The following is a 13,874-nucleotide window of genomic DNA, read 5'->3' as shown; positions in this document are numbered from 1 at the left end:
AATGAAACGGTAATGCCGTTCCATTGGGCTTAGTTCGGGCTGATATGCTGTTCTGGTTGCCTAAGCTTATTTCTTAACCGTCACAAGCATCTTCACAGTCCGGGTTTCCCCGCCTGCATTGCTTAGCACGGCCTCATACTCATAGGTTCCGGCAGCTTTGCCTGAAATGGCCGTTACGGCTGACTGTGCACCCGGCGTACGGGACTGAAGGGCTTGAGTGTCCACCAGCCTGCCGTTTTCATATAGCTTGTATTCAGTAGCGTTGGTACCCCACCACAAATTCATAGTCACGTTAAAGCTGCCGTCTCCATCCCAGTTGTCATTAGACAAAACAGCTTGCCCTGGCGAGGCATCCGTAACATTCACTGTCAGTGGTGCACTCTTCGTAATACCCAGTGCATTGATTAATTCGCCGGTATAAACGTACGTTCCGTTCTTCTTCCCGGTAATGTCGATTTGCACGGACTGGGCAGCCGGGGACTGGTCAGACAGTGAAACTTCCTTGACCAGCTTGCCGTCTTCGTACAGCTTGAACTTGGTACCGTTATTTCCCCACCAGAGATTCATCGTGATGGTGAAATCCCCGTCTCTGAGTCCAGTATCATGACCGTTATTATCGGACAGGACAGGGGTTCCGGGAGCGCTGTTCGCCAGCGGAGTTGCTTCGCTGAGCCATGCAGCCCATTTGTGCAGTACAGCTGCCTGCTCAGCGGTAAATGCCGAACTGGCAGCCGCGTCTACATCGCTGATGTAAGCAGTGAGCAGCTGGCGGGCTTTGGCGCCGTTACGGGCAATTGCCGCCTGCTCCGCTTCCTGCAGCTTCGCAGCGAGCCGGCCGGCAAGTGCTGCTGCACCCGGGTCTTCCGAACCTGCAGCAAATGTGCGTGTCAGCTCCGTCAGACTTGGGAAGGTAGCGGTAACACCAAAGCTGAAGTCTACAACGGTCTCCTGGCCTGCACGGTCATAGACCAGGGCAGTTACTGTATTCAAGCCTGGCTCCAGTGTATAAGCCGGGGTATTCAATACCTCACCATTAGGCTGCTCTACTCCAGAGACGGTATCGGCAGTGGAATAGCCAATTACAACCTGCTGGTCAATCGTATACTCACTCTGGCCCTGGATTTCAACAACCGGCGGTGCAAGGTCGATCCGCACCTCCAGCGTCTGGGCATTCTCTTTATTGCCTTCCAGATCCACGCTCCAGTAAGTGATGAGATGTGTGCCTTCTTCACCCAGGCTCAGCTCTGATCCGGTCACGGCTTCACCGCCGTTTACCTGATAATAGGTAGCCTCTACACCTGGAGCCTCATCTGTCGCGGTGAAGGTTACTTTAACCGGCGAGGTATACCAGCCGTTATTAAGCTGTCCTTCCACTGCCGCGGTTGTACGCGGTGCTTCATTATCCGAAGGAGCATCCAGATTAACGAGTGCTGAGAGCGGAATGTTCAGCTCCTGTACAAGCCTTGCCACCATCTCCGCAACCTTAGCTGCACCATTCAACTGAAGATGCGTGTTGTCTTCGGTAGCTCCTACCCACATAAAGATGTCTTTAGTCCCTTCAGTACCAAGCTCCTGGAAGTACTCCCAGCTCACCTGATTCAGATCGATCAGCAGGGTTCCGGTCTCCTGTGCAGTCTCCTTCATCGCCTTCACATATTCAGGGAAGCTCTTGTTAAGCACTTCGCCCGTAAAATCACGCCGGTTAACCGGAGTCACCAGAACCGGGGTTGCTCCTCTTTGCAATGTACCATTAATGTAATCCTTCAGGTACACCTTGAATTGCTCCGGCGTCAGATAACGCTCCGGACGGGAAGGTGTGGAGTCATTGTGCGACCATTGCATGAACAGATAGTCGCCTTCGTGAATATTCAGCAGGATATTGTTCAGATAACCGCCAACCAGGAAGGTTTTGCTGCTGAGCCCGCTGACTGCACGGTTATCGACACTGATCTGCTCCAGGTGGAAGTAGCCGCCCAGCTTTTCACCCCAGCCTGCCTGCGGACGATAGCTTTCCAAATAATTCGCCACTGTTGAATCACTTGCGAGGTAAATAACCGGCTGAGTACCCGCTCCGTTATCAGGCAGGCGTTCAAGCGTCATCGCGTTGATCTTTGGAGTGGCACCGGTGAATTCAAAGGTAAAGATGCCGTCAATCAGCGCAATATCGTAGCTAACCTCTTTGAATTCACCCTTTGCGATGGCCGCAGCTGGCAGCTTCGGCATTTGTTCGACGGTTACTCCGGCATTTGTCGTTTCCTGTGCATCACCGATGGTAAGCGTAACCCGGTAGTTGGCCGGCTCCATTTCCACCAGGAAGGAGCTGCCGTTCACGTTAGTGAAATCTCCGGTTAGATCATTTCCTGTCTCACGGTTTGCATCCTGCACCAGAGCGGTGTCCGTAAAGCCGTAGCCGTTGCCTTCCACATAAGCTCTCTTACTGTCTACCTTCGTGTAGCCTTCAGCCGCGTTGCCGGAGCCAAAGTCAAACTTATAGCTGCTGATCTCACCTGTGGCTTCAGTTGACAGTGAAGCCTTCGCAACGGTCAGCATGTTAAAGACATGATCGACCTGCGCCTGCGTCGCTTCAGTGCCGATAATGGCTTCGGCAGCCGCCAGCGCTTTATTCAGAACAGCCTTGGAGGCTTCGGTATAAGCTGCCAGATCCAATCCTTTTACCTCAGTATGCAGTGCGACCAAGGCCTTCTGGTCACCTGCGACCGGCGGCAGCTCCTTGCCCTCGATATGCACGTTATCAATCTGTGTAGTCCAGTTCAGTGTACCGCCCCCGCCTTTTCTTGTTCCCAGGAAGCGGAGTGCTCTTACATTGTCCGCATAAACACCCTGATTCATTGGAATATCCTCGATAGTCTGTGTAACGCTTGGATCTGCCAGGCTGGTTAAAGTCAAATCCATGGTCTTTCCGGCAAAATTAATGGTGAGATCCACGTTAACCCACTGGTTCTTCAGCAGATTAGTGGCAATTCCGCCGTCCGGTACAGCTGTAGTTCCGGTTCCATAGTCTGGTGTGTACGGGCCTACAAAGTAATGGATTTTGGTACCCGGACTTGCCGTTCCTGTCTTGGTCAGCAGCGTTAAAATGATATTCTCATTTGCGTCCAGCAGCGACAGATGGCCCTCCGACGGAGTCGCGCTGACATTGCCGGAATTCCAGTCAAAGTTCACCTTGACGATGTCACCGTTAACGGCATCGAACAGCCGGAACGTCTTTGCCCGGTTACCGGAGCCCGATCCTGTAACGGCCAGCACCTTGTTACCATTCTGGTCAGCAACGGTTCCCGACATCGTACCGGCGATACCTGTCGCATTTACCAGCGCATACTGGACTGCTGCCGGATCGCCTTCAAAATCCTCCTCATACACCTGAATTTCCGGTTCCGGTTCAGGCTCAGTGATATCCGGATCAATCACATATGGGGATATGCCTAATTCCATTTCTTTAACCGCTCCTGCAACTAGTGCAGCGATTACCTGTGCACCGTAGCTGCTGAAGTGAGTGTTATCGCCTACGCCGTTCGGGTACTTTGGAAATTCCCCCGGATTCGCATAGAGGAACACTTTCTCAGAAGCGCTTAATCCAATTTTGTCATAAAAAGCAATGCTCAACTGGCTCAGATCAATCAGCTTCACATTAAGCTCTTCGGCTACTTCCTTGGCAGCCTTCACATATTCAGGGAAGCTGACGTTGAATTCCTGGGTTACGGTATTAAAATCTCTGCGACCTACCGGGGTAAGAAGCACCGGCTCGGCACCGCGCTGTCTGGCACCGTTTACATAACGGGCTAAATAGGTTTTATAATCCTCCGGCGAAGCGTAACGCTCAGGAATGCCTGCGCTGGCGTCGTTATGGCCGAAGGAAATGAAGAAATAGTCGCCTGGTTTAATCCGCTGCAGAATGGAATCCAGACGGCCGTCGACCATGAAGGATTTGCTGCTTCTGCCGCCGATCGCATCATTCTGGACTACCACGCCATTGGCAAAATAGCGGCCAAACTGCTGGCCCCAGCCCTCCTGCGGAGCCTGAATGCTGCTGTAGGACTGCATGGTTGAATCGCCGGCCATATAGAGGGTCACTGCATCTCCGGCTGTTTTGTCAGGGTATTGTGAGATGATAATTTCCTGCACATCAATAGCCGTTCCGGTGAAAATAAACTCCAGCTGGCCATCCACCAGTGCAACATCATAAGAGAATTCGCGGGTTTCCCCGGCATTAAGGCTGGTCACGGCCAGCTTTTGCACGAATTCAGATTTCACGCCCACATTGGAGCTGCGGCCAGTGTCGCCCAGCTTGAGCGTCACCTGATAATTGGCATCAGGCAGGTCAACTGCGAACTTGGCGTTTTCAGGCAGGGCCACATGCCCTGTACCCACCGTAATGCCGTTGATGCTCTCAAAGCCATAGCCTGACTCCTGTGAATACAGCATATCCTGTACGGCTGTAGTTCCGGCTGCTGCATCTGTGCCAAAGTCAAAGCGATAGACCTGCTCAGGCAGCTGCTGTGATCCGGTCAGTGCAAGATTCGCTTTCGGGAATTCAGTGGCTTCAGTTCCCAGGTAGAATCCGGTATGAGGCGGCTGATTGTAGCTGACATTCTGCCAGGCAATGCCGAGCCGGTATACCGGGTCCTGCATCAGTGCCGGAATTTTATAGGACGTTGGAATCGTTGTAGTGTAGAGTCTGTACTCTGAGCTGTCTTCACTGCGCAGCAGCAGCTCCTCGCGCCAGTCCCCGAGGATATCCGCCTGAAGGGCCGGTGTTCCTTTGGTGTGGTTATTTGTCAGAGTGCCTGCCGCCCGGAAGATTTCCTTCAGCTGCTTGTTCTCATAATCCCACTTATATATAAGCGGAATCCCTTGTGCGGTAGTGTTATTCCAGTCATGGTCAAACAGCTCGCGCTGCAGATCCCCGTCCCACCAGATTGCAAAGTTGGCGCTCTTTGGCACCTCATTCTGCTCATAGATAACGTCACCGTTTGCAGCATATCCCTTAGATAAAGGGTCCATCTGTCCATCTACAATCGTGGAGGCCCAAGATTCGTACCCTGGATAGTTGGGATCGATATCCGCCGACATGCCGCGTCCGGTATCCTTGCCAGTATACTGGCCCCAGATAATTTCTCCTGTTGCAGCATCACGCATCTCCAGTCCGTATTCGGCGTTGGTATGCTCATGTACGCTGAACACCTGGTAGCCGTCACGGTTCGGATCAAGCTTGCCGGCATGAATGGCATCGCCGTGGCCCAGCCCCGTGCTGTACAGCAGAGTCCCATCGTCGTCAATGGCGAGTGCGCCGTACATAATTTCATCCTTGCCGTCGCCATCGGCATCCAGCACGCTCAGATTGTGATTACCCTGTCCCTCGTACTGTTTCCCGACTTGATTGGTATCAAAGGTCCAGCGCTGGACCAGCTGTCCGCCAACAAAATCATAGGCTGTCAGCACAGTACGTGTATAATAACCGCGGGCCATCACTACACTTGGCTTCACGCCGTCCAGATAAGCGATACCGCCCAGGAACCGGTCCACACGGTTGCCGTAACCGTCGCCCCATGCGGCTACATCGCCTCTTGGCGGAATGTAATCCACGGTGGATACGGCAGCTCCGGTTTCACCGTCGAACAAGGTGAGGTATTCCGGACCAGTCAGGATATATCCGCCGTCATTACGGTAATCCTTGCTTCCGTCGCCTATGATAGTGCCTTGGCCGTCTTTTGTGCCGTCCGCTGTTTTGACCACGACTTCAGCCTTGCCGTTGCCGTCCAGGTCATACACCATCAGCTGGGTATAATGCGCCCCGGCACGGATGTTGACACCCAGGTCAATCCGCCACAGCTTGGTGCCGTCCAGCTTAACCGCATCAATATAGACATTGCCGGTGTATCCGGCATGGGAATTATCCTTGGAGTTGCTCGGGCTCCATAAGAAAACGATTTCATATTCTCCGTCGCCGTCAAGATCCCCTACAGATGCATCCCCGGCATAATAGGAATAGGTCCCGCCGTCTTTGGTGCGTCCATCCGCAGGTTTATCCAGCGGAATCGGCAGATAGTTGTTATGCCAGACCGAAACGGTCTCAGGCTGGATTTGTTCTTTTCCCGCAATAATAGTAGAAATCTGATATTGTGAGCTGTCAGCTCCTGTAGTATCTACATAGTTTGTAGAACCGCTAACAGGGGTGCTGTTTACTTTGTAGCCGTTCTTATAAATGTTGAAAGCGATTTCATCCGAATCCGTATTTAAGTATCTCCAGCTCAAATACACACCACCGCTGGTCAGTACGGCCACCAGCCCGCGGTCAAGATATTCAGCCTGACGAGCAGGCGGGCTGCCCGATGTCTCGGCATGTGCCGGAGCCGGGGGAATCACTAACAAAATAATCATCAGAATTGACATAAAGAATGCAAGTGCTGCTTTCCTGCCGGAAACGTTTATACCCATGTACTTAACTCCTCCTATTTGTCTAAAATCAATTTTAGAAATCAGGGGAAATCTAAACAGGAAACGTCAGACTATTGTAAGGATGATCACTCCCTTCGATACTGCGTGTATATGAGCGGGATTCCAATTAGAAGCTTGTGAAAATGCTGCATTACTATATCCCGCCTCTAATTATGCACAAGTGTAACAAAGTTTGGGAGCGCATTCTTAGCAAAAAAATGCAGATTAAGCTTAAAATCGACTATTTTGCTTTTTTGATATTTTTATTTTGTTTAGTTATCAGGTGAAAATAAAAACAAGCCCTGCATTGATTGCAGGGCTTGTCCGGATTTCATGTTAAATTAATGATCAACACCGTGGCCAAGAAGAACAAACCCATTGCTGTTGCTGGGATTAGTAACGGTTATTCCACATTCCGCACTAACTGCAGCAGCATTTACGCTAAGCAATACGAGTACTGTGACAACGAGTATAAATGTCTTTTTCATAAACATGAATCCTCCCTAGTCTAGTATATATTTCATTATTCCGAGATACTTATCCAGCTGCTCAGAGGTTGCCTGTCCCCGGAGTGTCTCAAATAGAGCAGCGGATTTTTTAAATCCTCTATCATCCTTTAGTTTAACTGAGGTTGCTAAAGACTGAACAATTATATTTAAAGCATCGTCAATTCTGTCATTGATCGAAAAATATCTTGCTTTTAAGTAGGAATAATCTATGTAATATCGAATATTTCTTTGTGTCTCATAGTATTCAGCCATAGCTGTTATCTGTTCGCTGAACTCCTCCAGAACATGGTCAACGTTGAATCTATACTTAATAGCCGAATCTAGAATGTAGAGTACACCAGGCATCACTTCTTCTTTGGTATTACGTAGAAAAGCGAGGTAATCAGGTAGAACAGATACATTTCCTTCATTAAGCTCAATGATGTACTGATTCCCTTTGGCTATTTCACGATAATAGTTAACTTCTTCCTGTCCCTCCGCGTCTATTCCGTTAATCCAGCCCAAATCCTTATACATTGCAATACAATCTCTCGCCTCGTTAAAACGTCCTAATTTCTCTAATGCAATTCCCTTAAGGCACATACTATATCCGAAGTAATAGACTATGTTGCGGTTTAAACCAAATCCGCTTACTCGTTTCCCGGAAAGCTGCTCTTGTTGGTTAATTTTATAGAAGGTATTAATCTCGGTGTATAGTTTATCAGCGATAAGGAGCATGCTGTCCCAATTCTCTAAAGTAAAGGAAGCCTTTAGCATTTGTACCAGTGAGTCTGCATTAAACCCGTTAAGATCCAGCTCCAAAATGATTCATCCTTCCCTCCATTTTGACATACATCCGACTAAAAAATCCCCTAAAAGACACTTTAAATGCTATTTCCTGGAATTATTATTCCTTATTTTACCTAATTGAGTATGTGAGCTATATCATAATTTAACGATTTTTTATGCTGAAATATAGAATATCAATAAAAATGCAGTAATTTAGTTAAGCGTAGCTCCAAACCATTTAGGATTTGTTCCCTTTATAGTCCCAGCCCGCTTTTAACAGCAATAAAGATAACGGGTATCAGCAGCGCGGGAATCAGATTAATCGTCTTAAAGCTTCGGACTCCAAGAATGCTCAGTCCCGCACATAAGATTAGCACTCCACCGACAATTGAGGTTTCTGTTAGTAGTGCAGATGATATAAAGTCAGTCAGCACATTAGCCAGAAGATAGATTGAACCCTGCCAGAAGAAAAGCACCGCAGCGGCCCAAATAATCCCGATTCCGAATGTGGAAGCCAGCACGATTGAAGTCACTCCAACAAGGATGGCATTCGTGTACAGGTACGTATTGTTACCGTTCAAAGCGCTTTCTATGGGACCAATAATCGACATTGTTCCGACACAAAACAGCAGGATTGCTGTGGACAGCCCCTCAGCCAGTTTGCCCGACGAAAATCTTGAAACTATATTCTTGAAGCGCTGCTCCAGATTAAGCATCTGCCCGGTTACACCCCCAAGAGCCAGGCTGACAATAAATAATACAGGGTATTCACTATCCGGTAAGTGCTGAGCGATGGCATTGCATTGATACCCAGAGCGGCAGCGGCCAGCCCCATAGCCTGCATAAGAATATCCTGATAAGCTTCCTTCAGCCCTTTTTTAAATACACTGCCAGCAACGCTGCCGACAATAATTGCAGCAGTATTCACAACCGTTCCAATCATTTTTATCTCTCCTACTCTTCATTTGCTACAAGAATAAACCCTCCAGCAGCTGGAGGGTCAATGTTTCGTTACCGGCAATTGAATTTCGGTTATAAATTTGGAGGTATCCTGTGTAAGCCCATAATCAATATACGTAATTTCGAGCGCATCATCAGCTAGGGTATAGCCCTCTTCCCGGGCGTAGCTCAGCAAATTTGTATAATGTACTGCCGCATCTGCATGGGTACCGACAAACCAGATCGTCAGACAGGTCTGCCGGGGAATTGTTTTTACAATCTGATCTGGCAGGGATGGCTTATCCGCATCGATGAACAGGAATATGGCATCATACTGATCGAAGCGGTGTTCGGCGAGACCCGTGAGCGATAGCATTAACCCGACTTGTCCCAGGAAAACGCTGGATTTGAGCGCGCTGCTGTTCTCTAGCTGCCTGATCAACATCTCCAGATTATCACTATTATGGATTCGCTGCTTGAGCATGATAATTGTCCGCTCAGGGAACTCAACCGGCCGTATTTTGAAAATATCCTCTTTCTTCGCAGCATCTTCAATCTGGTGAATCCGCTGCTCTAATTTCCGGTGAATCTGCTCAAATTCTCTGATTTTTTCTTCGGTTCGGGTCCTCTGTTCCTTTAACATGGTTAAAATATCATCCAGGTTTCGGTTATGTACAAAATCCCTGATATCCTTTAAAGGAATATTCAGTGCTTTTAATTGAATTCTCCCCCACTTAGCTAACGCTTGAAGTGGCGGATTCTTGCGAACAGAAGAGTAACCTCTTCTTATTTAGCAAGCGATTCCTGCGTTCCCGCAGTTCTATCATTTGGATAGGTGGCGGTTAAACCGCTACTTGTGCAATATTATGAGCGGCGTTTTCATCACGGTCATGAAGCGTACCGCAAACGGTACACGTCCATTCCCGAACCGCAAGATTCTTTACTTCCGGGTGAATCGTGCCACACACGTGACACCGCTGACTGGTCGGTTCGAACGTATCAGCGATCCGAAGGGTTCGTCCATACCAAAGGGCTTTGTACGTCAGTTGCCGTACCCACTCCCCCCAAGACGCATCCGCGATGGATTTTGAAAGCTTGGGATTCTGAATCATATTCGCGACACGCAGATGTTCGATACTAATCGTTTGGTTTTCACGGATCAGTTTCGTTGTCAGTTGGTGGAGAAAATCATTTCGTTTATTCGCAATACGTTCGTGAATGCGAGCGACATGCTGCTTCGCTTTCTTCCAGTTGGAGCCGCCCGGAGTACGCCGAGCCATCCGCCGCTGCCAAAGCGCCAGCTTTTTCTCATATTGGCGGTAAAAGCGGGGGTTGGCATACCGTTCACCATTTGAGCTTACAGCATACTCTTTCAAACCCAGATCGATTCCGATATGTGCGTCCACTTGCGGCAGTGGGTTCTTTTCAACTTCGCAGCCAAGCGAAACGAAAAATTTCCCACTGGCGTTTTGACGCACGGTAGCGGACAATATCCGGCCTTCCAGCTTCCGGGAGTTTGCAAAACGCATCCAGCCGAGTTTTGGGAGCTTCAAGCGACTCCCCTCAATGGCGATATTCCCGTTCGTGAATTTGGTCGTGTAACTTTGAACCGGATGCTTCCGGCTCTTAAAGCGTGGCGCTTGATTTTGCTTTTTGAAAAAGCGATCAAAGCTATCCGCCACATGACGGGCAGCCGACTGCAAAGCGATGCTATCGACTTCTTTCAGCCAGTCGTATTGCGCTTTTAGTACAGGGAGTTTTGTCGCACAAGCGTGATAGGACAAGCCTTTTCCCGTTTCCGCATAGCTTTGATTCCAAGTGTCCAAAAAGGTATTGAACACAAAGCGGCAGCAGCCAAACATACGCCTTATGAGTTGCTGTTGTTCCGGTGTGGGGTAGATCCGGTATTTATAGGCTTGATGTATCAGCATGTGCGACACCTCATTTTTGGTAATATTATTCATATTATAGCACATACGTTCGGGTTTAGGTCAAATACCGCTGATTCATCCCCACCCTATCGAGGGTGGAGTATTCTCAGCTTTTTTAGATAAAGAATCGTATTCAGGCTCTCAAACTGCTCTATAGAGTAGTAACGGTATCCTGTGTGCACATCCACAGATGCCGGTGTGAACAGGCCAATTTCATCATAATAGCGCAGCGTCCGGATATCGATTTGAAAGAGCTTAGCCATTTCCCCGATTAAAAACATGCTGTTCATGGTTGTAAGCAGGTTCTTTCCTTCCATTTATTATAAAAAATTCATATTCCAAACCTTGTTCGTGCCCTTCCAAGTAAGTGTAACAAAAGGTTCATGACCATTTTAATACTATGCATCTTATCATCCTGCCGTTTTAAAAAACAACCTGCGACTAGAACAGCTTAGCTGTATAGTAGAATTTATGATACATTACCAATTAATGTTTAGGAGACCTGCCTTATGAAAATACGGGAAGCGTCTATTAACGATGCCGAAGAAATAGCTGCTGTGCATGTTGAAAGCTGGAAAACAACGTATACAGGCATTATACCGGAATCATACCTGGCTGCTCTCTCCGTCCAAAGCCGTGCTAAGAACTGGGTACAGGTATTTGAAAATCAGCGTGCAGATGAAATTGTATATATCGCGGAGGACTTAAAAGGGAAAATGGTTGGATTTGCCCATGGCGGCCATAATCGTAATGAGGAATATCAGTACGGGGGAGAACTGTATGCATTGTATGTGTTACAGGAACATCAGCAACTGGGTATTGGCAAGCTGCTCTTTAACTCGATGACCAGGCATTTGGAAAGCAACGGCTGCTCATCGATGATGCTTTGGGTGCTAAGGGATAACCCGGCTCTTGCCTTTTACACCCGGCAGGGCGGCCGGCAAATCGGCCAAAAGAATATCGTCATAGGAACAAATGATTTAATTGAATTTGCTATGGGGTGGAATTTTGCAGCAGACACTATCTAGCTGCTTTGATGCTTTGTATCTACCGTACTAACAGTTAATGCTGTCCTTCATTGCATACAAAAAACCACAGCCCCGGCTTACCCGGCGGCTGTGGTTCTATTCGGCAAATAATGTGTACTGGCTAACCCCGTGACCGTCCGCGGAACAGGTTGACGAGGAAAAGGATCACGGCAACAAAGAGCAACAGGTGAATAAGATTACCGACAACATCAAAGATAAAGCCGAACAGCCATGCAATAACTACTAGTGCGATTAAGCCCCATAGCATAAGAGGTACCACCTTTCTCCTGAGGAGGTATTTGTCTCTTTTTTACCCGTATCGAAGGAGACTTAAACGGTGACCAAAAACTGGTATTACACTTTAACTGTGTGCAGGAGGAGCTATAATCTGAAGGAATCCACCGATTTCCGGAGCTCCGTGACGACCTGCTCCAGATTATCCGAGGACTGGACTACGCCTGACAGGATTTTCTTTTGCCCGGCAGCCTCGTCATTAACCGAGCCTACCCTATGTGAAACCGATTCGGCTGCGCCTGTCAGCTCGCCCATGGTCGCCGCAACCTCCTCAGAAGAAGCCGACAGCTGCTCGGTCACAGCGGAAGCTTCATGCAGCTGGCTTGTTATAGAGCCAATCGATAAGATTATCTCCTGAAATACCGTGTGTACCTCTCCTGCCCCGGCGTTTCCTGTTTTAAGCTCTTCAGTGGTCCGGTGCATCAGTTCCGATGCTTGTGTAATATCTTTGACTGTCTTCTGCAAGATCCCGCTTACCTCCTCAGCAGCCTGTCTGGAATGATCGGATAAGCGTCTCATTTCCGTGGCAACCACCAGAAATCCGCGTCCATGCTCTCCTACCCTTGCGGCTTCAATAGAGGCATTAAGCGACAGCAGGTTGGCGTCCCGTGCGAACCCCGTTATGCTTGTCACAATTTGATTCATATGTATGGTCTTGCTGTTTAGTGAGGAGATAACCGCTTCTAATGTTGAAATTACCTTTGCGAGATCAGACATCTGATCCGTCAAAGAAGTGATCGACTCCAGGCCATGTGCGGCGGAAGACTGCATGACAGAGGAATTATCAGCAATATGAGTTGCGGTAGCGGCAATCCGGTTGACCCCCAGCGCCATTTCTTCCACTGCGCGGCTCGTCTCAATAATGCCTGTTAACTGGCTTTTCACATGAAAGGACATCCCCTCCATATTCCCAACCACATTATCCGTTTGTGCAGATGCAGTCTGTGATCCAAGCAGCACCGCCTGCATAGCCTGCTCTGTGACGGATGCACTCGCTGCAATGTTGGAGATCAGCTGTCTTAGATCACTGATGGTTGTATCAACCGAACGGGACAGCCGGCCGAGATCGTCCTTTGGATAGCTGGCAGAAGGCACTGCGGTCAGATCTCCCTGGGTCACGTTCGAAAGCTTGATATTAACGCTTCGCAGTGTGGTGACAATATGCCGGATCGTCAGCCCTGCGAGAATTAATGTGGCAGCCTCAACCAGGAGCAGCATCACGAAGCCGAAGCGTTCTTTACGCAGTGCCTCGTTTTTGGCTGCAGTAATGCTTACCTTAGAGTAGTTTTCTAACGAGGAGGTTATCCTGGCAATCGCAGCGCCTATTTCGGACAACTGGGCATCAAGGACTTCTTCTGCCGGGGCAGCTGCAGCAGGCTGTGTGATATCGGCAGACCAGCTTTGCAGACGGGCGGACAGATCGGCGAACAGCATATTCAGTGTTGTATCAGTATCCCTGTACAGGATGCTGTCCAGCACACCAAGCTGCTTCAGCTCAGATTTGGCAATATCAATTTTATTAATAATTGCCCCTGTTGCCGCAGCCGTTACTTCTGTTCCTGAGGCGCCTCCGGTAAAACTGAATTTTTTGTGCTCGAGCACGATATGCTGCAGATTTTTGTCCGCACCAAACAGTTCGGCAGCTGAACGTATGGTTACACTGTACAGAACAGTAGTTATATTGTTTATATCGCGTTTTCCGGTCTCAACCATGTAAATCATCGCTACGGCAAAGGAGATCAGGCTGATGGAAATCATAAGATACAGCTTGAGCCTGACCGACAGATCCCGCCACAGATTAAATCCGGTTAACACCCACTTTTTTATCAAAGCCTCCTCTTGTCCCCTTTCGGGAAAAGCAGTCTCTCCACCCGCCGCGTTCTCTACGTTACTCATGTGCTACCCTCTTTCTGGTTGTATGATCTTTACAATTGAAGCTGAAACAAACA

General features: G+C 48.7%; 9 protein-coding genes and 1 pseudogene. 1 reads left to right on the top strand and 9 read right to left on the bottom strand.

The window, feature by feature from the left end; genetic code table 11:
* Positions 1-66: 66 nt before the first annotated feature.
* From R70723_RS34265 to R70723_RS15895, 7 genes and pseudogenes are all read right to left on the bottom strand, one after another.
* Positions 67-6,399, bottom strand: coding sequence for a rhamnogalacturonan lyase family protein (locus R70723_RS34265; RefSeq protein WP_218639307.1), 6,333 nt, complete (start codon positions 6,397-6,399; stop codon positions 67-69).
* A gap of 398 nt (positions 6,400-6,797) precedes the next feature.
* Positions 6,798-6,944 (bottom strand): hypothetical protein, encoded by a 147-nt coding sequence (locus tag R70723_RS33435; RefSeq protein WP_156123821.1) that lies wholly within the window; start codon positions 6,942-6,944, stop codon positions 6,798-6,800.
* A gap of 15 nt (positions 6,945-6,959) precedes the next feature.
* On the bottom strand, positions 6,960-7,766 hold the full coding sequence (locus tag R70723_RS15915) for a hypothetical protein (protein WP_052421334.1): 807 nt from the start codon (positions 7,764-7,766) through the stop codon (positions 6,960-6,962).
* 221 nt (positions 7,767-7,987) lie between these two features.
* Positions 7,988-8,676 (bottom strand): annotated as a pseudogene (locus tag R70723_RS31610) (DUF554 domain-containing protein).
* Positions 8,677-8,733: 57 nt separating this feature from the next.
* Positions 8,734-9,315 carry a GyrI-like domain-containing protein gene (locus R70723_RS15905; protein ID WP_052421333.1) on the bottom strand — a complete coding sequence of 194 codons (582 nt, stop codon included), beginning with the start codon at positions 9,313-9,315 and terminating at the stop codon, positions 8,734-8,736.
* A gap of 199 nt (positions 9,316-9,514) precedes the next feature.
* A complete protein-coding gene (gene tnpB / locus R70723_RS15900; RefSeq protein WP_197071781.1) occupies positions 9,515-10,603 on the bottom strand; it encodes an IS200/IS605 family element RNA-guided endonuclease TnpB in 1,089 nt (362 codons plus the stop codon).
* A gap of 86 nt (positions 10,604-10,689) precedes the next feature.
* Positions 10,690-10,920, bottom strand: coding sequence for a MerR family DNA-binding transcriptional regulator (locus tag R70723_RS15895; RefSeq protein ID WP_231574733.1), 231 nt, complete (start codon positions 10,918-10,920; stop codon positions 10,690-10,692).
* 192 nt (positions 10,921-11,112) lie between these two features.
* On the opposite strand from R70723_RS15895, the gene R70723_RS15890 reads away from it, so the two are divergent.
* Positions 11,113-11,631 carry a GNAT family N-acetyltransferase gene (locus R70723_RS15890; protein WP_039873348.1) on the top strand — a complete coding sequence of 173 codons (519 nt, stop codon included), beginning with the start codon at positions 11,113-11,115 and terminating at the stop codon, positions 11,629-11,631.
* Between the two features lie 121 nt (positions 11,632-11,752).
* Here the strand turns inward: R70723_RS15890 and R70723_RS33430 are convergent, their stop codons facing one another.
* Positions 11,753-11,899, bottom strand: coding sequence for a lmo0937 family membrane protein (locus R70723_RS33430; protein ID WP_144027092.1), 147 nt, complete (start codon positions 11,897-11,899; stop codon positions 11,753-11,755).
* Between the two features lie 113 nt (positions 11,900-12,012).
* The gene (locus R70723_RS15885) at positions 12,013-13,821 is read right to left on the bottom strand and encodes a methyl-accepting chemotaxis protein (RefSeq protein WP_039873345.1); all 1,809 of its coding nucleotides are present in this window, start codon (positions 13,819-13,821) and stop codon (positions 12,013-12,015) included.
* Between the last annotated feature and the right edge of the window lie 53 nt (positions 13,822-13,874).

It is taken from the genome of Paenibacillus sp. FSL R7-0273 (assembly GCF_000758625.1).
Classification (GTDB): Bacteria; Bacillota; Bacilli; order Paenibacillales; family Paenibacillaceae; genus Paenibacillus_AQ.
Note: the sequence above shows the minus strand (reverse complement) of the source record. Positions and strands in the feature narration are given on the sequence as shown.